At 39.8% G+C, this 19,448-nt stretch carries 25 protein-coding genes; 19 read left to right on the forward strand and 6 right to left on the reverse strand.

Annotation, left to right across the window (positions count from 1 at the left end):
* Nucleotides 1-149: 149 nt before the first annotated feature.
* Entirely contained in the window at nucleotides 150-365 is a 216-nt protein-coding gene (locus ID12_RS11470; RefSeq protein ID WP_048001613.1) for a hypothetical protein, read from the reverse strand.
* A gap of 167 nt (nucleotides 366-532) precedes the next feature.
* Here ID12_RS11470 and ID12_RS19375 point away from each other — a divergent pair, with 167 nt between their 5' ends.
* On the forward strand, nucleotides 533-709 hold the full coding sequence (locus tag ID12_RS19375) for a hypothetical protein (protein WP_008348014.1): 177 nt from the start codon (nucleotides 533-535) through the stop codon (nucleotides 707-709).
* A 227-nt stretch (nucleotides 710-936) separates the two neighbouring features.
* Here ID12_RS19375 and ID12_RS11475 read toward each other — a convergent pair whose 3' ends face one another.
* The 3 genes from ID12_RS11475 to ID12_RS11485 form a co-directional block, all read right to left on the reverse strand.
* Complete coding sequence (locus ID12_RS11475; protein WP_008348012.1) at nucleotides 937-2,214, reverse strand: MFS transporter; 1,278 nt, start codon at nucleotides 2,212-2,214, stop codon at nucleotides 937-939.
* A 73-nt stretch (nucleotides 2,215-2,287) separates the two neighbouring features.
* Entirely contained in the window at nucleotides 2,288-2,785 is a 498-nt protein-coding gene (locus ID12_RS11480) for a L,D-transpeptidase family protein (protein ID WP_019743906.1), read from the reverse strand.
* A gap of 156 nt (nucleotides 2,786-2,941) precedes the next feature.
* On the reverse strand, nucleotides 2,942-3,799 hold the full coding sequence (locus ID12_RS11485) for a metallophosphoesterase (protein WP_039963342.1): 858 nt from the start codon (nucleotides 3,797-3,799) through the stop codon (nucleotides 2,942-2,944).
* A 139-nt stretch (nucleotides 3,800-3,938) separates the two neighbouring features.
* Between ID12_RS11485 and fadH the strand changes: the two genes are divergently transcribed.
* From fadH to ID12_RS11560, 15 genes are all read left to right on the forward strand, one after another.
* Nucleotides 3,939-4,703, forward strand: coding sequence for a 2,4-dienoyl-CoA reductase (gene fadH / locus ID12_RS11490; RefSeq protein ID WP_007498678.1), 765 nt, complete (start codon nucleotides 3,939-3,941; stop codon nucleotides 4,701-4,703).
* A 64-nt stretch (nucleotides 4,704-4,767) separates the two neighbouring features.
* Complete coding sequence (locus tag ID12_RS11495; RefSeq protein ID WP_029575468.1) at nucleotides 4,768-5,988, forward strand: EAL domain-containing protein; 1,221 nt, start codon at nucleotides 4,768-4,770, stop codon at nucleotides 5,986-5,988.
* Between the two features lie 260 nt (nucleotides 5,989-6,248).
* On the forward strand, nucleotides 6,249-7,145 hold the full coding sequence (locus ID12_RS11500; protein ID WP_007498675.1) for a manganese catalase family protein: 897 nt from the start codon (nucleotides 6,249-6,251) through the stop codon (nucleotides 7,143-7,145).
* Nucleotides 7,146-7,329: 184 nt separating this feature from the next.
* Nucleotides 7,330-7,572 (forward strand): YkuJ family protein, encoded by a 243-nt coding sequence (locus tag ID12_RS11505; RefSeq protein ID WP_003212254.1) that lies wholly within the window; start codon nucleotides 7,330-7,332, stop codon nucleotides 7,570-7,572.
* Nucleotides 7,573-7,711: 139 nt separating this feature from the next.
* Entirely contained in the window at nucleotides 7,712-8,227 is a 516-nt protein-coding gene (locus ID12_RS11510; protein WP_008348001.1) for a ribonuclease H-like YkuK family protein, read from the forward strand.
* Between the two features lie 149 nt (nucleotides 8,228-8,376).
* Nucleotides 8,377-8,568 (forward strand): antirepressor AbbA, encoded by a 192-nt coding sequence (gene abbA, locus ID12_RS11515; protein WP_008347999.1) that lies wholly within the window; start codon nucleotides 8,377-8,379, stop codon nucleotides 8,566-8,568.
* 146 nt (nucleotides 8,569-8,714) lie between these two features.
* On the forward strand, nucleotides 8,715-9,158 hold the full coding sequence (gene cbpB / locus ID12_RS11520) for a cyclic-di-AMP-binding protein CbpB (RefSeq protein WP_007498671.1): 444 nt from the start codon (nucleotides 8,715-8,717) through the stop codon (nucleotides 9,156-9,158).
* 96 nt (nucleotides 9,159-9,254) lie between these two features.
* Nucleotides 9,255-10,136: a transcriptional regulator CcpC gene (locus ID12_RS11525; RefSeq protein ID WP_007498669.1), complete on the forward strand. Its 882-nt coding sequence runs from the start codon at nucleotides 9,255-9,257 to the stop codon at nucleotides 10,134-10,136.
* Nucleotides 10,137-10,230: 94 nt separating this feature from the next.
* On the forward strand, nucleotides 10,231-10,638 hold the full coding sequence (locus ID12_RS11530) for a DUF4275 family protein (protein WP_046343427.1): 408 nt from the start codon (nucleotides 10,231-10,233) through the stop codon (nucleotides 10,636-10,638).
* 199 nt (nucleotides 10,639-10,837) lie between these two features.
* Nucleotides 10,838-11,314, forward strand: coding sequence for a flavodoxin (locus ID12_RS11535; RefSeq protein WP_017367153.1), 477 nt, complete (start codon nucleotides 10,838-10,840; stop codon nucleotides 11,312-11,314).
* Entirely contained in the window at nucleotides 11,304-12,197 is an 894-nt protein-coding gene (locus ID12_RS11540) for a WD40/YVTN/BNR-like repeat-containing protein (RefSeq protein WP_008347991.1), read from the forward strand. The genes ID12_RS11535 and ID12_RS11540 overlap by 11 nt, the downstream gene beginning before the upstream one ends.
* 16 nt (nucleotides 12,198-12,213) lie before the next feature.
* A complete protein-coding gene (locus tag ID12_RS11545; protein WP_008347989.1) occupies nucleotides 12,214-12,672 on the forward strand; it encodes a flavodoxin in 459 nt (152 codons plus the stop codon).
* Between the two features lie 109 nt (nucleotides 12,673-12,781).
* Nucleotides 12,782-13,492, forward strand: coding sequence for a 2,3,4,5-tetrahydropyridine-2,6-dicarboxylate N-acetyltransferase (gene dapD / locus ID12_RS11550; protein WP_008347987.1), 711 nt, complete (start codon nucleotides 12,782-12,784; stop codon nucleotides 13,490-13,492).
* Between the two features lie 34 nt (nucleotides 13,493-13,526).
* On the forward strand, nucleotides 13,527-14,705 hold the full coding sequence (locus ID12_RS11555) for an N-acetyldiaminopimelate deacetylase (RefSeq protein ID WP_046527697.1): 1,179 nt from the start codon (nucleotides 13,527-13,529) through the stop codon (nucleotides 14,703-14,705).
* A gap of 50 nt (nucleotides 14,706-14,755) precedes the next feature.
* Complete coding sequence (locus ID12_RS11560; protein WP_003211408.1) at nucleotides 14,756-14,998, forward strand: YkuS family protein; 243 nt, start codon at nucleotides 14,756-14,758, stop codon at nucleotides 14,996-14,998.
* 24 nt (nucleotides 14,999-15,022) lie between these two features.
* Here the strand turns inward: ID12_RS11560 and ID12_RS11565 are convergent, their stop codons facing one another.
* The gene (locus tag ID12_RS11565; protein WP_050827221.1) at nucleotides 15,023-15,832 is read right to left on the reverse strand and encodes a mechanosensitive ion channel family protein; all 810 of its coding nucleotides are present in this window, start codon (nucleotides 15,830-15,832) and stop codon (nucleotides 15,023-15,025) included.
* Nucleotides 15,833-16,103: 271 nt separating this feature from the next.
* Here ID12_RS11565 and ahpA point away from each other — a divergent pair, with 271 nt between their 5' ends.
* From ahpA to ID12_RS11580, 3 genes are all read left to right on the forward strand, one after another.
* Entirely contained in the window at nucleotides 16,104-16,646 is a 543-nt protein-coding gene (ahpA, locus tag ID12_RS11570; protein WP_007498654.1) for a biofilm-specific peroxidase AhpA, read from the forward strand.
* A 275-nt stretch (nucleotides 16,647-16,921) separates the two neighbouring features.
* Nucleotides 16,922-17,380, forward strand: a complete 459-nt coding sequence (locus ID12_RS11575) for a TlpA disulfide reductase family protein (RefSeq protein ID WP_008345174.1) — start codon at nucleotides 16,922-16,924, stop codon at nucleotides 17,378-17,380.
* A gap of 481 nt (nucleotides 17,381-17,861) precedes the next feature.
* A complete protein-coding gene (locus ID12_RS11580; RefSeq protein WP_007498648.1) occupies nucleotides 17,862-18,443 on the forward strand; it encodes a Rok-like winged helix domain-containing protein in 582 nt (193 codons plus the stop codon).
* Nucleotides 18,444-18,505: 62 nt separating this feature from the next.
* Here ID12_RS11580 and ID12_RS11585 read toward each other — a convergent pair whose 3' ends face one another.
* Nucleotides 18,506-19,423 carry a coiled-coil domain-containing protein gene (locus tag ID12_RS11585; RefSeq protein WP_025207264.1) on the reverse strand — a complete coding sequence of 306 codons (918 nt, stop codon included), beginning with the start codon at nucleotides 19,421-19,423 and terminating at the stop codon, nucleotides 18,506-18,508.
* Nucleotides 19,424-19,448: the final 25 nt, after the last annotated feature.

Genomic DNA, 19,448 nt, shown 5'->3' on the forward strand with positions numbered 1-19,448 from the left:
TTAGTGAAATGTATACAAAGTGAACTATCATAACAAGATAACTACCTATTTGAATCAATGGGTAGTTTATCAATGTATAGATGGTTCATCGTGTAAAATCTACCATATGCAAGACAATCAAAGTCGAACATATGGCTTAAAAACATGGACTATTTCGTATGGCTAGAATAAGCACAGTAAAAACAGCCGTTAAAATCAGTTTCACTCGTCATTTTTTTGGCTTCATCCATGGCGCTTTCACTGTTCATGTGCAGACCAATCAATGTACGGCTTGCTGCATCACCTAAAAATGCGCAGTCTTCTGTATGTACAACATATTGTCCTTGATCATTTTTTGAATGAATAAAATAATAGCTTTTTAGCATACCCCTCACCTCCAACCTGACTATCCTACTATAAAACTTCCAATAATGTAAAGGTTTTTTATTAAAATTGTTGCAATTTTATGCACATTCCTTTTATTTTATAAAAAGGAAAATATATTATAAAATATGAAGATCAAAGTCAATGAGAACAGAAAGGATGGTTTAGATTGAAAGATATTTTAACGCCTTTATTGGTCGCTTTTGTGGTTGGAGGCATTGTGTACGTGATAGATGATCGGCCGATTCATCCTTTTCTTCTTTTTCTCATCTTATTTATTAGCATTTATACAGTCGATAGAATCGTTCATTTTGCTTCGAATCATTTCCATGAGCAGAAAAAATAATCGTCGTTTATGTTACACCCATGAAAAAAGGACTTTCTATAGAAGAAAGTCCTTTCAGCGTGTAGACAAACCCTCGCAATCTTTGTCAGTCCTGCGTGCTGGTGCTCACGAATGTGAAATTCGCTCCGCTCCATTACTCGCCCTTCCTAGACTGCAAAGGTTTTCTATCACGCTGAAAAGAAGAAAAAGGGCTAAAATAAACATTATTTTAGCCCTTTTTGCTTCATCTATTGTACTCCCTGCCCTTTTAATTCACGCTGTACATCTAAGTCGGCAGCTTCTCTGCTGAACTTTGGCAGTGTAATGAAGTAAAAAAGGAAAACGAGTAAAATAATAATACCCATTCCGTAATAAATGTAAGAAACATTGGTGATGAGCTTTGGAAATAACACGGCAATTAAACCTAGCGTCATTGATTGTGCAAACATGGTGAGCGGATCAACCCACCCTGATACGCGTCCCATCAGACGAGGGTGAACAATTCTTGGGAGCCAGCCTCCAATGACAATGTTGACTGGACCAATACATGTACCAATGACAAATGATGTGACATAAAATAACCATAATGTATGGGTAGAACCAAGGACAAAAATTAAAATACCTGCAACTAGAATTGGAATCGACATGAGATATTGCATCTTTACCTTTTTCGCAAGAATAGAGCCAAGTAAGCTTCCAACTAGAAGGCCGGCACCGATTGCGATCGTAAAAAAGGATGTATGCAGTTCAAAATGGTCCGGTGAAAGACCGTATTTCATTGTAAACATCGGAAGAACGGCAAATGCGCCATTCACAAGACCAAAAACAAAAAAGCCGAAAATTAAAGAAGCCAATAATTTATTTTTTAAAATATAGAGAATGCCTTCTTTAAAATCTTTTAGAGACGTCTTAACGGTCATGCCTTTCCAGCCTGCTTGTCCATTTGGCTGTCGTGCTTCAATTGGAATATTGCATGATCGAATGAGAATACCGGAAATAATAAAACTGACCAAATCAATGGTAATGGCACCGTGAAGTCCAATCGTTTTATACATAATGGCACCAATTCCAACACCAAATACCATAAATAAACTAAACAGCATTTGATTTAAACCAGCCGCTTTTGCATATTGATCTTTATTTAAAATGGCCTGAACGAGAGAGGCTTCAGCTGGATAGAAGAACTTCGTAATGGCACTTCGTATAAACAAGATCAAGAAAATAAGCGGCAGTGAATTAAAATAAATGACGATAAATAAAACGATTGTCAGCCCAGCTCGTATCCAATCACAATTCTCTGCGACTTTTTTACGATCAAAACGGTCTGCGACCACACCGACCATAAAAAAGACAAAGATTGTAGGCAGTGAATACATTAACTCTGCTAAAGTGGCGTAAGCGGGCTGATGACTAAAATGGTCGAGCAAATAAAAGGCAAACGCCATATTGCCTACTGTTGTCCCCATTTGCGAGGCAAGTGCTGCAAAAAAGAGACGAACAAAATTTCTGTTTTTAAAAATATCCATAAATACGCTCCTTAACCTGAAGATCCCACTTTCTATCATATAAAATTTTAACCATTCGTACAATTGATTTCTCCTACTGGCTAATGGTCACAGGTGTTCCATTTGGAACTATTGAAGCAAGTTCGATGACATTCTGATTGTACATGCGAATGCACCCTCTAGACACAGCTTTACCAATTGAAGACGGGTTATTCGTTCCATGGATGCCGTAATGAACTTTTGAAAGGCTCAGCCAATAGGCGCCAAAGGGACCTCCTGGGTTTGGCTGTCTGTTGACAATATAATAAGAACCTGTCGGTGTCATGTTTAATATTCTGCCAGTTGCGATCGGGTATGAGCGCAAGAGCTGTGATCCAGAAAACAGTACGAGACGTTTCGCTGAAATTGACACAGATATGCGGTAAGGGATCGTGTTAGGATCCGGTAACCCAGGGATGATGATGACTTCATTTTGTTCTGGCTCGCGGGTTTGAAGTGACGGATTTGCAGCCTTTAAAGCATCTGTCGTTGTTCGAAAATCAAGTGCTATAGAAGCAAGTGTTTCTCCACTTTTTACCGTGTATCGCAGCACGAAAGCACACTCCTTTTACTCAAATAAAAGAAGCCATGATCCCCGCCTCACATATACTATATGGACGGGATCAGGACCGATAAGGTTTCTCCTAACATTTGTCATGAGAATGATCTTTGTTTATACATATGCAGGAAAAGGTGATTTGGCTTCTCTTTACACGTGAGATGTTAAGGTGAAAAAAGTGATTTCAGGTTTGGCTAAAAACCGAAGCGGCAGTCTAGTTGTCCCAAGCCCGCGGTTGACATAGATACGGTGCTGATAGCTACCGTATAAGCCTTCGACATATGTACGCCCAAAAGGTGCTGTGAGAATCGGTCCATAGAAAGGAAGCTGTATTTGACCACCATGCGTATGCCCAGAAAGCTGCAAGTTAATAGGTGTTGTTTCAAGCTCTAGTGCCGCATCAGGCTCATGCACAAGCAATAACGTAAAGAGATCAGAAGAGACTTCTCGTTTGATGAAATGGTAATCAGGCATACTCATCATGAGATCATCCAGTGTAGCGATCTGTATGCGTCCGCCTTCTTTTTCTAAGTGAAACACTTCATTTTTACATAATGTAAAACCACAAGCTTTCATCGTTTCCTCATATAGATCAATGCCAAATGGTCCGTAGTCATGATTTCCGCATATGGCAAACTTTCCAAACGGAGCATCAAGCTTAGACAAAGAGGCTTTGGCTTTTTCATGTTCTTCAATCGATGATTCAAAATCAACAAGATCACCTGTAAACACAATGAGATCGGGAGATGCAGCGTTGATCTTTTGGACAACAGTCTCTAAATCTTTTGCCGAAAATGTATCACTTAAATGAACATCACTAAATTGCGCAATTTTAAACTGGTCAAAAGAAGCCGGTAGCTGAGCATCATGAATGGTGAGTGATACGGTGTCGATCATGCGCGGCTCAATGTACCGAGCATAGCCATAACCGGATGTGGTCGCCAAAAGTCCGAGAATACTCGCACCAGCTGCTCCTTTTAAAAATTGCCTACGGGAAAGTTGCTTCATATAAGACTCCTTTAAAAATAAAATTAAGTATAGCATGATTTTTGATGAATCTCCCATATGGTGTATGGAGGGGAAATCATGATATGATAGATGGATAATGAATGAATAGTCATTCAAAACACACAAAGGGGGAGAACAAATGACGAAGCAAACAGTGATTGTCACAGGGGGATCAAGCGGAATGGGAAAGGCGATGGCGACTCATTTGGCACTCGGGGGCTGGAATGTTTTGATTACTGGAAGAACAGAAGAGACCCTTGAAACAACGGCAAATGAAATCAAACAGCAAGGTGGTTCGATCGCTTATTTTCAAATGGACGTGCGACATCCAGAAGATGCTGATCAAATGGTGAAGTTTGCAGTAGATACATTTGGTGATGTGGATGCACTCATCAATAACGCAGCAGGCAACTTTTTAGTTCCAGCAGAAAAACTGTCTCCTAACGGCTGGAAAGCGGTCATTGATATTGTGCTAAATGGCACCTTTTTTTGCAGCCATGCAGTGGGCAACTATTGGATTCGTCAAAAGAAAAGCGGAAGTATGATCAACATGGTCGCCACATATGCATGGGGGGCTGGTGTTGGTGTAGCGCATTCAGCAGCCGCAAAAGCAGGCGTACTATCACTTACCCGAACGCTTGCAGTCGAATGGGGAAAGCAATATCGCATTCGCGTAAATGCCATTGCGCCGGGGCCCATTGAAAGAACAGGTGGTGCTGATAAACTGTGGGAATCTGAAGAGGCTGCCCAAAGAACATTAGATAGTGTTCCGCTCGGTAGACTTGGTACACCAGAAGAAATTGCAGAACTTGCGAGTTTCTTATTATCTGAGCATGCATCTTATATTAATGGAGATTGTATCACGATGGATGGGGGGCAATGGCTCAACCAATCACCATTTTGAATGACCGTGTAAGACCTGCTTTTGATATGGTATAATCACACAAAGAGAGAAGCAGGTGATGAAAATGGTCGATCCATTGGATATTTTAACGAATATTGAAGATGTTTTCCCGCACTATCAAGCGATCTTCAGTGCGGAGGAACAAAAAGTGATAGGCTATGAGATTCTTGGAAGAATGAAGCTTGAGTCGGGAACAGTTAGTCTAGGCTCCTTCTTTACGGATTCATCTATTCCTGACGAATATAAATTGGAAGTAGATCACAAAGTATTAAGTCAAGCGCTTGATCTCTTCACAACCGCAGATGAAGATTTGCTCATCTTTATTAATCATGATGCGAATGTCCTCATGCTTGATCATGGCGAAAGTTTTTTAGAACTTTTAAAAGAATATGAAGCAAAGGGTATTCAGCTTAGCCGGTTTGTCATTGAAATTACTGAACATACGTTTAGCGGCGACATTGAACAGCTTTACCATACGTTAACGTATTATCGTACATATGGGATCAAAATCGCCGTATCTAATATAGGAAAAGAAAGCAGCAATCTTGACCGGATTGCTCTGCTTTCACCTGATCTATTAAAAATAGATCTACAGGCTTTAAGAGCTTCGTCTCCATCTCCTTCCTATGAATATGTGTTATACAGCATTTCACTTCTTGCAAGAAAAATAGGAGCGGCTTTAATCTATGAAGATATTGAAGCGAATTTTCAGCTGCAATATGCATGGAGAAATGGCGGAAGATATTTTCAAGGCTTCTACCTTCACGAGCCTGCGGCACAATTAATTGACCGGAACAAACGAAAAGAGCGGCTTAAAGAAGAATTTCAGCAATTCATTGCCCATGAGAAAAAGAAACTCCAAGCTGTCTATGAACATTCTGAAACCTTTTATAAGCGAATACATCAAGCCGTCAGTACGTTAAAAAAATCATGCAGCACAAATGATGAACTTATACAAAAACTGGCACATGAACTAACCGATTGCAGCTTTCGCATTTATATGTGTAATGAAGAAGGGTTTCAAATCACTGGGAATGTGTTTAAGAAAGAGAAAGAATGGCTGTTTCAGCCAGAGTATATAGAGAAAAACTGGAGCTGGCGCCCTTATTTTCTAGCGAATATTCTTCAAATGAGAATTAGCGGAAAAGGATTTTTCAGCGATATCTACAGTGATTTAGAAACTGGAGAACGAATACGTACGTTTTCTTATCCGTTAGAGGGAGACGTGTATTTGTTTGTAGATCTTCCGTATGCTTATCTATATGAGCAGGAAGGATTAATTTAAAAGCAGCCGACATGGCTGTTTTTTTATTAGAAAAAAGATAGAAAAAATGGTTGACAATGAAACTGATAATCATTATCATTTAGTTATAGAGAGAAGCTACTCTCTGTTCCCCAACCCCTCTATCAGATCAAGATCCAAAAAACTTGGCGCTACCCCCGCCAAGTTTTTTTTGTGCGCCAATCATTCCCTTCATGCATAGGACATCCCAATTCATCCATACACCTTAAATGATGATAGTTAGACAGTAGGAGGGAAAAGTCATGATCAAACGTGACAAACGGCTGCTGATTGATTTACCAATGCCAGATCACCCAGATGCAAATGGTGCAGCGGCTGTGCAAGAATTACTCGGCGGAAAATTTGGTGAAATGTCCACATTAAACAACTACATGTTTCAATCGTTTAACTTTAGAGGGAAACGAAAGCTCAAACCATTTTATGATCTTGTATCAAGTATTACAGCTGAAGAATTCGGTCATGTAGAGCTTGTGACAACTGCAGTCAATCTCATGATTACGGGAACCACCCATGGGGGCGATCCAGATACGACCCCGATGAAAGCGGCTGTTGATAAACGAAATACGCAGCATTTTATCCAAACGGCACAAACAGGCTATCCGTTTGACTCCATGGCAAAGCCGTGGACAGGTGAGAATGTGTTCTCAAGTGGTAATCTGATTCTGGATCTTCTTCATAACTTCTTCCTAGAGTGCGGAGCTCGTACGCATAAAATGCGCGTATATGAAATGACGGATCACCCTACGGCAAGAGAAATGATCGGTTATTTACTTGTCAGAGGCGGCGTACATGTTGTGGCGTATGCAAAAGCCCTTGAGGTAGCGACAGGAGTAGATGTTGGGAAGATGCTGCCGATTCCAAATCTCGACAATAAATACTTTGATTCTGCAAGAAAGTTTGAAGATCAAAATGTTCATACAAAGCTGTATACATTTAGTGACACGGATTATAAGGATATCAATCAAATTTGGAAAGGAAACCATCCAATTGATGGAAAGCCGCTGACAGTTATTGAGGGCACACCAAAAGGTGCACCCGTGCCAGATTATAGAGATTTGCCGGAAGAGTTTGCTCCAGGTATTTCAAAAGAAGATTTTGACGAAATTGCGAAACGCTTGATGAGATCGGCCGGTTTATAAAAAACAAGATGCATGAGATAAGAAAAAAGACTCAAAATAAAAAAACAGATTCTTTTTCTTTTTTTGAATTCAAGAGGAAAAATATCATCTGAGAACACTTTATGGTATGATGCTTTGTAGGACTTGTGTATAATCAATACGGGTTCATCTTGAGTTGTTTTTTTGAAAGGAGTCTTTTTTTAGAATGTCACAATTAATGGGTATCATTACAAGGCTGCAAAGTCTTCAAGAGACAGCAGAAGCTGCAAACGAGCCGGCACAGCGTTATTTCGAAGTGAACGGTGAGAAAATCTGTAGTGTTAAGTATTTCGAAAAGAATCAAACGTTTGAATTGACTGTTTTTCAACAAGGGGATAAGCCAAACACTTTCCCATTTGACAACATTGATATGATTTCGATTGAGATTTTTGAGCTTCTACAATCCTAAGCTGAATCGTATGAAATGTTTTTTCTAAGAATTCCTTCGTTGATTGCGGAAGCATACACTTCATAAGTGATGAACAAATGGAAGATGATCATTCAGTGCAATATTCGGATAAGAGACCATTGAAAAGGAGTTCCTTTCTGTGAGTGATTCTTTTTTCTTTAATCTTTCTGAAGAGCATTTAGCGTTTTCTGATGTTGTCATGAGAATGAAAGACTTTATTCAAAAAGACCCGAGATCTGTTTATGTACTATCAATTGGTACGGACTCTCAGGTCAATCAGAATGTCACAACATTTATGACTGCAATTCATCTTCACCGGATCGGCAAAGGAGCTTGGGGCTGTCTCACGCAGCAAGTGTTGAATCGGCCTGTACAAAGTCTTAGAGAAAAAATTTCATTAGAGACAGCGTTTAGCCAAAAGGTATGTGCAGACATCCTTGAGGGACCTTTAACAGAACTGATGGATTTGCTTCTTCCGTTTGCTGAGGAAGGGGCAGACCTTCGTTTTGAAGTCCATCTAGATATTGGCAAAAAAGGAAGTACAAAAGAGCTGATCCAGGAAATGACCGGAATGATCACAGCCATGGGAATTGAAGCAAAAATAAAACCCGACTCATACGCAGCATTTTGCTACGCCAATCGATACACAAAATAAATTCCGTCATTTTTCTCCAAACGTTGTCGAAACGTGCGGTTGACGATTCGATTCTAGTTCCTTATTCTAGCTGTATAGAGAGGAAGCAGACATTCAAACGCCTGCTAATCAATATAAAAGCATATATGAAACAGGGGGCCTGATGTTGAATGAGCGTCATCGAAAATCGTTTTAATGAAGAAGAGAAAAAGCTATTATTAAACGTATTACTGAATCAGGAATATGCTGTCGAATTACTAAGCAGTGAGATCAATGATATAGAATGTGGAACAAAAAATGTCGACGACAATACGTATAAGAAATTGATCACATTGTATGACAGAGTAAGGTTTGAGAATTAATATCGATTGAACATTCTATTAGATACTCTACGCTGAGTATCTTTTTTATGCAGAAAAAAATCTTTCGACAAAATTCGTTTTAGTTTATGCTTAATGTTAAAGGGGAATGTATGATTGATGATTGAGAGAAAAGGGGTCGAAGAAACATGATAGAGATAGAACCGGCTCAATTACTTGAGTCAACAGTAGCTGAGCATATGATTGATGCAGATAAAGTGGCACACGTTCAAATTGGAAATAATCTTGAGCACGCCCTATTGGTCCTGACAAAAACAGGATATACAGCCATACCTGTTCTGGATGCTTCTTATCACCTTCATGGATTAATTGGAACTAATATGATCATGGATAAAATCTTTGGCTTAGAACGAATTGAATTTGAAAAGCTCGACCAATTGAAGGTAGAAGAGGTCATGCTATCAGATATTCCAAGACTGAAAACGACCGATCCTGTTTTAAAAGGCGTTCACGCTGTGACGAATAATGGATTTGTTTGTGTGGAAAATGAAGAGCAAGTATTCGAAGGGATTTTCACTCGGCGTGTTGTATTAAAGCGCTTAAATGAGGTCATTCATTCCGCAAAAAAATGAGCTGCAGCCCAGCTTATTTTTTTTGCCTTCATAAGCTATTATTTATATAATGACTATATAAAATAAGAAAAACTTATCAAGAGAAGGAGGGCGCCCATGCAGCTTCAAGAGTTACATATGCTTGTTGTACTTAGTGAGGAATTGAATATGAGAAAGGCTTCAGAGCGGCTCTTTGTCTCTCAGCCTGCCTTATCTCAAAGGCTGCAAACGATTGAAAAAGAGTGGGGAACCAAAATCTTTTTTCGTTCACAAAAAGGCTTGACAGTGACTTCAGCAGGTGAACAGATTATTCAATTTGCCAAAGAGGTTACGACTGAGCAGGATCGAGTGCGAGAGAGAATTGATGAGCTTGAAGGAGACATACACGGTACACTCAAGCTTGCAGTTGCGTCCATTATTGGTCAGCACTGGCTGCCAAAGGTGCTGAAGCGGTATGTCGAGAAATACCCAAATGCCAAGGTATCTCTTGTGACCGGCTGGAGCAGTGAGATGCTTAAAAGTCTGTATGAAGACCATGTCCACATTGGCATCATTCGCGGGAATCCTGATTGGAAGGGCACAAAGGAATACTTAATGACCGATCATTTATATTTAGTCGATTCTGTCATCAAGGACGTGGATGAGTTAATTGAGACAGAACGCCCGTTTATTCAATTTAAAAGTGATAGCACCTATTATCAAGAAATTCAGCACTGGTGGCATCAAAAGTTTAAAGTGTCGCCAAAACAGACGATTCTTGTGGACCAGATTGAGACATGTAAACAAATGGCCTATCACGGTATCGGCTACGCCATTTTGCCTTCGGTCACCCTATATGATCATGAGAAAAGCGTACACAAAACCCCGCTCGTAGACGCAAATGGAGAGCAAATCGGACGTGACACGTGGCTGTTAGGATATGAAGCCTCTTTTCAGTTAAAACAAGTTCAAGCATTTGTTGGTGTGGTGAAAGAAATGCTTGAAAGTGAGGCAGTGTAAGTACTTCTGGAAGAGGAGGTGCTTTTTAGGATAAGTGGTTTGATAGGTTTCTAATAGATTTATCTACTGAAAAAGCAGAAAGCTGGAAGAAATGATGAGAAATCAACAAAAAAAGAAGATGGATATACCGAAGTGGGGAACTTATTTACGCGAGAGATGGCGTGGACGTTTTGCAAGTCATCTTTCTTTAGAAGAACAAAAAGAGATTGGGATGGATGGCTTCCTATGGCACTTATGTAGCTGGGGAAAAGTTGAATGCCTTGAAAAAGAGGCAGCGATTAACGCCTTTCATCAGCAATCAAAGCATACATGTACTCTTTTTTATCAATTTGCTCAAGAAGCGTATCTGTTTGAAAACGCCGCTGACCTGTCAGTAAAGGAATTGCCGTATACAGACGGACACATGGACTATAGTGATCTGTATGTCATGGATTGGGAAGAAAATTGGACATTTGTGATGACGCACGAAACCGATTGCGGTCCATATTTTATTCAGAAATAAAAAAAGAGTAAATCACAAAGAGATAGAGTGATGATCAGTTAAAGCCGCCTTCCAATTGGAATGAGCGGTTTTTTGATGTACGCCATGTGTATTTTGAACAGCACCTTTTCATAAAACATTTGACAATGAAAATCATTATCATTTAAAGTGTACATATAATAATTGAAAATGATTATCATTTAGATGAGGTGACCAATAGATGAAAGCACTAATTGCATTTGCGAGTATGTCTGGCAATACGGAAGATATGGCAGCGATCTTAAAACAAACGCTTGAAGGAAAAGGGATAGAGACAGAGATGATGGAATTTGACGACACAAGTGCAGAAGATCTTTCTTCATACGATTATGTCATGATCGGCTCTTATACATGGGGTGACGGTGATTTACCTTATGAAGCTGAAGATTTTTATGAAGAGGTCTCATCCCTTGAACTTTCTCACATCAAAGCGGCGGTATTTGGATCAGGCGATTACAGTTATCCGAAGTTTTGCGAGGCTGTTCATACCTTTCATGACATGCTGAAATCGACAGGTGCATCCGTATTTCCTGAAACATTGAAAATGGAACTTGCGCCAGATACAGATGAAGATGTGGCGTGCTGTGAGGAGTTTGCAACGAGCTTTTTAACGTGGGCATCATTGTCTGAGAAAAGAGTTGAAAATCATGTTTCATAAAGGTGCGACAGCTGTTGCTGCGTCTAAAAGTGGCGGCTACTTTGTTGCTGTCAAACGAGAAGGTATTTTTCATTACAGTGTGGAGGGCGGATGGCAGCAGCTTTTTAAGCTTAAGCATAAAATCCACGCTATCAGTTATATTGGTCCGTATTTGTTCGGTGTTGGTGAAAATGGAACTGTCATACGATCAGGAGATGAGGGCCACACATGGGCGCTATCATCTTTTCCGACAAATGCAGTTGTTTGGTCTATTACAGGACGCAAAGATGGGTTTGTATGCGCACATGGAAAGCATAGTATTTATGTGTCAACCGATTTCGGAATTTCCTGGGAAATTATGAAGCCATTTGCTCATGTAAATCAGCCCCCTGTGATTCGCTCATTATGTGTAGCCGGTGATTATCTTTATATTGGAACACAGATTCATGAGGTGCATGGAGGAATATGGGTGTATGACTTGCAAAGTGAACAGATTTTTCTCCTAAACAGAGAAGAGCACCGAATGACTGCTTCTATGTTGCTTTGCGGGGAACACCTCCTTGTCTGTGCGATGGGCTCTAAAAAAGGGAAAAGAGGATCTGTTCAAATTTTAGACTTACATACAAATATGCTGCATGATATTCAATCACAAGCTTTTGCGCGAGAGGAATCATTTTTGGATGTGTCAGAGGATAACGGCATTGTGTACGTGACCACCTCACAGGACGAGCATGGATTTTCTAAGGTGTATCAGCTTGATATAGAGCAAAAAGAGCTCAAGTGGTTTGATACGATCAAAGGGCATGGTTTTCGTGTCGCCAATCAAAAGGAGAATTTTTTCTGTGCGGGTTTATATGAAAGTAAGTTTGTCAGGCCTTATGAGGAACCTGCACTGATTCATTAATAAGGAGGAAGAAAAAGTGACGAAAAAAGTTTTATTGGTGTATGCCACAATGTCAGGAAATACAGAAGCAATGGCTGATTTAATCGAAAAAGGGTTAAAGGAAGCTGGGGCTAGCGTGGACCGGCATGAAGCGATGGATATTGATGCTGAACTTCTTCATGATTACTCGCACATTCTGTTAGGTGCATATACTTGGGGAGATGGTGATCTTCCAGATGATTTTATTGATCTATATGAGGAAATGGAAGAGCTTGATTTGACGGGTAAAGCATTTGCTGTATTCGGTTCTGGAGATACATCTTATGAACATTTTTGTGGAGCTGTGGATTTAATTGAAGAAAAAGTGAAGGAGCTGGGCGGTGATATCGTCCTGCCATCCATCAAAATTGAGCTGAATCCAGAAGGAAACGAGGAAGAGGAATTGATTTCTTTTGGTAGACAATTTGTTCATCTTCACCAGCAAGAAGCGGGATAAAGAGGCCCGCTTGTTTTATTTGCCAAGGCGCAGACGATTCTTTCACTTGTCATTAAAACTCTCCTTTGGTACAGTAATGAAGTATAAATTAAGAGGAGGACATACATACATGAAACAAATGGACGCTAATGAAATTATTTCATTTATTCAAAATAGTACAAAATCAACACCTGTGAAAGTCTACATTAAAGGGGACTTAGAAGGTATTGAATTTGGTGAACATGCAAAAACATTTATCACAGGTAACACTGGTGTTGTCTTCGGTGAGTGGAGCGAAATTCAAGAAGCTCTAGCATCAAACAAAGACAAAATTGAAGATGTTGTCGTGGAAAATGACCGTCGTAACTCTGCGATTCCTATGTTGGATTTGAAAAACATCAAAGCACGTATTGAGCCAGGTGCAATCATTCGTGATCAAGTGGAAATTGGCGATAATGCAGTCATCATGATGGGTGCTTCTATTAATATCGGTTCAGTCATCGGTGAAGGTACGATGATTGATATGAACGTTGTTCTTGGCGGCCGTGCGACAGTAGGTAAGAACTGTCATATCGGTGCGGGATCTGTTCTTGCAGGTGTCATTGAGCCGCCTTCTGCTAAGCCAGTTGTAGTAGAAGATGATGTTGTCATTGGTGCAAACGCTGTTGTTTTAGAAGGTGTGACAATTGGAAAAGGTGCAGTTGTAGCAGCTGGAGCGATCGTTGTGAACGATGTCGAGCCTTACACGGTTGTAGCAGGTACACCTGCAAAGAAAATCAAAGACATTGATGAAAAAACAAAAGGTAAAACTGAAATCAAACAAGAACTGCGTCAGCTTTAATTGACACAATTCGCAGCTGAAGACATAGACGTGGATGATATATCCACGTCTTATTCGTATAGAGGAAAGGAAGCGAGTTCACTTGTTAAATCGTGAGCAATTAATATCCATTCGAAGAGATTTGCACCAAATTCCTGAGCTTGGTTTTAAGGAATTTAAAACACAAGCTTACCTCATCAAGCATCTCGAATCGTACCCAACAGATCGAATCGAGATGGAAACATGGCGGACTGGACTTTTTGTGAAAGTAAAAGGGACAAATCCTACGCGCGTCTTTGCGTATCGTGCAGATATGGACGGATTATCTATCCCTGAAGAAACGGGCTATCCATTTCAATCGGTACATGAAGGCCACATGCATGCATGTGGACATGATCTTCATATGACCATTGCTCTTGGTATCATTGATCATTTCGTGCATCAGCCAATCAAAGAAGATCTGCTATTTATTTTCCAACCGGCAGAAGAAGGGCCAGGCGGAGCTGAACCAATGCTTACAAGTGATGTTCTAAAAAAGTGGACGCCAGACTTTATTACAGCGCTGCATATTGCACCTGAATATCCAGTCGGCACGATTGCAACAAAGCCGGGCCTATTATTTGCTAATACGAGTGAGCTTGTGATCGATCTTGAAGGAAAAGGCGGGCATGCCGCATACCCTCATTTAGCAAATGATATGGTGGTGGCTGCAAGTGCACTAGTAGGGCAGCTGCAATCGGTGATTTCACGAAATGTGGACCCTCTTGATAGTGCCGTTATTACAGTTGGCACGATTACAGGTGGCACTGCTCAAAATATCATTGCGCAGCACGCAAAGCTTGATGGAACCATTCGCACGCTCTCGCCAGAGTCTATGGAAAAGGTGAGAAAACGAATTGAAGCACTGGCAAAGGGAATTGAAATTGGCTACGAATGCAAGGCGACAGTTCGATACCCTTCATCTTATTACGAAGTGGACAATTCAAAGGATTTGACAGAGGAATTTATGTCATATGTAGCCGAAGAAGGTCTTGCGAATGTCATTGAATGCAGAGAAGCGATGACAGGAGAAGATTTCGGCTACATGCTGAAAAAATACCCTGGGTTCATGTTTTGGCTAGGGGTAGATTCAGAATATGGTCTGCACCATGCAAAACTCACGCCTGACGAAAATGCGATTGAAACAGCTGTGAACGTCATGACGGCTTATTTTAAAAAGCAAGCAGGTGAATGAATAATCAAATGGTCTCCTGTACACCTTATGAACAGGAGGTGTTCTTGATTATGACAAGAATTGGTGTAGAACCATCTTTATCCGATGTAGAAGAGCTTTTGAAGCAAAAAGGGTATGATGTCGTACGTATTCAAAATGAACAGCAAATGGATCAGTGTGACTGCTATGTGGTCACAGGACTAGATTCAAATGTTCTTGGCATTTCAGACACAACGACAAAGGCATCTGTCATTACAGCGTCAGGTATGACGGCTGATGAAATTTGTCAAGAAGTAGAACAGCGTGTTCAATAAAACTAACAAAAAAGAACCAGGATATTATGATCCTGGTTCTTTTTGCTCTTTGGCTAGATCGAGTGCTTCTTTCATTTTTTTGCGTAGAATTCGTTCGACACGCCACTGCTCCATCGTTTCAGTTTTTGCAATGATGCGAAGGACGAGGGATGAGGAGCCAAATGATTCCACTCCAACGACTTGAGGACCTTCGATGATTTGCGACATGCTCTCACGAACTTCATCACAGGCTGCTTGCAAAGTGGTGATCATCTGATCCACACTTTCATCTGGGGATAATTCGATATCAACGAGTGCCTGCATCGTCCCTCGTGAATGATTGCTTACATTCAGTATACTTCGGTTCGGAATGAAATGAAGAGTGCCATCAAAGCTTCTAAGCTGTGTTGTTCTCAGTCCAATTTGTTCAACGATCCCATCGAAACCAGCAACCGTTATATACTCGCCGACATCAAATTGTTTTTCGAGCAGTATGAAGAAGCCTGTCACAATATCACTCACTAATCCCTGAGCGCCAAATCCAATGGCAAGTCCTACAACACCTGCGCCAGCCAGCAAGGCGGTTGGGTTATAATGAAATAAGTCGAGGATCATCACAACTAGAATAAAAATCAGCAAGTAGGCGAAAATATTTAAGGTAAGACTTTGCAGCGTCTGAGCTCGTGATAAAGAGACATCATGCTTTTCAGAGAATGCTGAATAGGCACGCTTAATCATCTTATTTCCAATCGCTCTGATGATAAAATAAATCACAAAAATAGCAATGAGTTTTAGCAAAATCATACTGATATTCATGATGATGGAAACCCAATCTACTTGTTCAAGTGCTTTCATGATCTTCAAAACCTTTCTATGTATGTGCGAAATGAGAAGCTAATCATTTGTTCCCTTATGCAAGTCATGTTAAACTTTTAATAGTTGGAGCGAGAGATTGTGACAAATCGTTAATTAAATTTATTATTAATTAATATTGACTAAAAATCGCTTAAGTATTATAATTATATTTGTGAAGTTATTAACTAAATGAGAATTCAACCTGTTGATTCTCATTTTATATACAGCTAAGAAGCCTGTATAAAGATATTATTTTTGGAGGGATTTACATATGGCAGAGCGTTTTGTAGGAAAACAAGCTCCACGTTTTGAAATGGAAGCAGTACTTGCTAATAAGGAATTTGGTAAAGTGAGTTTAGAGGAAAACATCAAGAATGACAAATGGACAGTTCTTTTCTTCTATCCAATGGATTTCACTTTTGTTTGTCCAACTGAAATTACAGCAATGAGCGATCGTTATGATGAGTTTGAAGATTTAGATGCAGAAATCATCGGTGTATCTACTGATACAATCCATACACATCTTGCTTGGATCAACACAGATCGTAAAGACAATGGTCTTGGAGAATTAAAATACCCACTAGCTGCTGACACAAACCACACAGTATCTAGAGAATACGGTGTTTTAATTGAAGAAGAAGGAATTGCACTTCGTGGTCTATTCATCATTAACCCAGAAGGCGAACTTCAATATCAAACAGTATTCCACAACAATATCGGTCGTGATGTAGATGAGACACTACGTGTTCTTCAAGCATTACAAACTGGTGGACTTTGCCCAGCTAACTGGAAACCTGGTCAAAAAACACTTTAATTGATAGTTGAAGAAACAGTCTAACGGGTGTTAGACCTTCAGATTGTTGACAAAGGGCTAAAATGAACTTGATTTTAGCCCTTTGTCTTCTTTTCAGCGTGATAGAAAACCTTTGAAGTCTAGGAAGAACGAGTACTGGCGCGAAGCGAATGTGACATTCGTGAGTACCAGCACGCAGGACCGAAAAAGAATGCGAGGGTTTGTCTACATGCTGGGGTCTAACTGATGTTAGACTTTTTTGTTTCGAGACATACAATGGATGGAGGCGCTTCAAAATGAAATTACGTCAACCAATGCCGGAACTAACTGGTGCAAAAGAATGGTTAAATGGAGAAGTAACAAGAGAAGAATTAATTGGTGATAAACCAACATTGATCCACTTCTGGTCAGTTAGCTGTCACCTTTGTAAAGAGGCGATGCCGCAAGTGAACCAATTCCGTGATGAATACAAAGATCAACTAAACGTGATCGCAGTTCACATGCCACGTTCAGAGGATGACCTTGATCTAGAAAAAATCAAAGAGGTTGCAAATGAGCATGAAATCACACAGCCAATCTTTGTAGACAGCGACCATAAATTAACAGAAGCATTTGAGAACGAATATGTACCAGCTTACTATGTATTCGATAAAACAGGTGCTTTACGCCACTTCCAAGCTGGCGGAAGCGGTATGAAAATGCTTGAAAAACGTGTCAATCGAGTTCTTTCTGAGTCTGAAAAGGCTGCAGAATAGGCTTTCCCCCCATGAATGGGGGTTTTTTCATGGGGAAAAATAGGAGACATATTGCACTGGATGAATATGATTGTAGGTGGAATGCCTAAGAAAAGAGAAAATGAGGGATTTCATTAAAAAAATTTCCTAAAATAAAAAGGTATTATGACCTATTTACATTTTTATTTTGAAATGAAAATGTAAAGATTTTAACTTTTTACTATTCAGAACGTTTTTGCACAAAAGAAATTTCAGTTTGGTAAATAACTATATAAATCAAGTAGTATAAGCGTTTATTCAAAATTTTTACAATATTTTAAAGGTGGTCAAAAGCCTATAGTGGCAATGAAATGGGTGCCGATTTTTCTTCTTTGGCAAAATTTTAGTTGGAAATACCTATCTGATAGCAAACTGTAAAATGATAAAAAAATAGTTGATAAAATTAGTTTTCTAATCTAATATTTACTATAGAATATTTTTTATATGATGAGGGGGAAATCCATTGTTTAATGAGAGGGAAGCGTTACGTTTACGATTGGAACAATTAAATGAAGCAGAAGTAAAGGTCATCCGTGAATATCAAATTGAACGAGATGCGATTTACGCAAAACTAAGAGAATTAGACCGTCAAGGTACAGGTCTCGTCACAGATACAAAAAAAGAAGTACGTACAGAGAGAAAAACAGATTCACTGCCTGTATTAGCTGAGCTGGCTGCACAAGAAATGAGAAGCTACAATCAGCCTGCGCAAACGCAGTCAAACGTTACATCATCTTTAGGAACAGGTCAGCTAAATGGTGCACCTGTAGGTATTCCTGAAGGATCTACAAGACGCAGAAGAGGCACAGCTAGACCTGGATCAAAGGCAGCTAAGCTTCGTGAAGCTGCAATCAAAACATTAAAGCGTCATAATGCGGCGATTAAAAGCTCTGAACTTCAAAAAGAGATTGAAAAAGAGAGTGGTCTTGAAATTCCAAATATGACAACGTTTATGCAAAGCTTAATTAAAATGTACCCAGAAGTGAAGAAACCTTATCGCGGACAGTATATTTTAGAAGGCGACATTCAAACAGAAGACGAATAAATAAAAAAGAAACTGCTGGGCGTAAATGCCAGCAGTTTTTTCTTGCGTACGTGATGAATGAATCACTTTTTTTGATCAACTGTATAGACAATCTTTCGTTCTTTGGGCATGTTGTCGCGCTGTTTTTTAAATCCATCGATCTTCACTGTCATGACCTCTCCACTCCGCTGCACCGCATCAACTTTTGCCTGGAGCGTTTCTACTTGTTCGTTTAGTTTCTTCAAAATCGGTCCTATTTCTTCGGTTGTTTGTAAAATAGGGTCTTGTGAGAACGGCTCGGCATTTGTTTGGGCTGACTGGTCGATATCAGCAAAATGAGAAGCGATCCATTCCTCGCTTTCGGCCAACTGTTTTTGGTAGCTCGTGAGCGTTTCATAAAAAATGGCTTCTTTTGCTTTTTCGATTTGCAGTAATTTTTCTTGTGTTTCATAAAAACGCTCCTGTAGATGCCGGACGCCTTCTTGTAATAAATGAAGCTCTGCGTTTTTATCGCCTAGAGTTTGCTGCAGTTTTTCAATCACAGCGGATAAAGTATTTCCTTTTTTCTCCTCTTTTGCAAGCTGTTTATCTTGGTCTAGTAATCGCTCCTGTAGTTGCTGAGACATTTCCTTATATTTTACAACCTTCAAATGCAATCGGTGCTTTTCCTCTGTTTCTTTTCGTCTATGATAGGTTTCCTTTTGCAGCATTTCATGAAGAAGGACGATTTTATGTAATAATTCCGATTTGCTATAAGAGAGATCTTGTATTTTAGATGATGCTTCGTCTTGGTCAATGGTCATTTCATCCAATTGTTGTTTTAATTGAGTGAAATCCTTTTTCATCTCATGATATTCTTGAGATAGCTTCTTGTTTTTAGCATAGGTATACGTGGACTGTAAATCTGAAATTATCTGTTGATATTTGGCCGTTTCAGCTTTTAAAAATAGATTTTCTTGAGACAGATCATGGAATAGGGGAGAAGCATGGCGCCGGTTCATAGGTAGACCCTCCTTATTCATGTTA

The sequence above is a fragment of the Bacillus altitudinis genome (genome assembly GCF_001191605.1).
GTDB classification, from domain to species: Bacteria; Bacillota; Bacilli; order Bacillales; family Bacillaceae; genus Bacillus; species Bacillus altitudinis.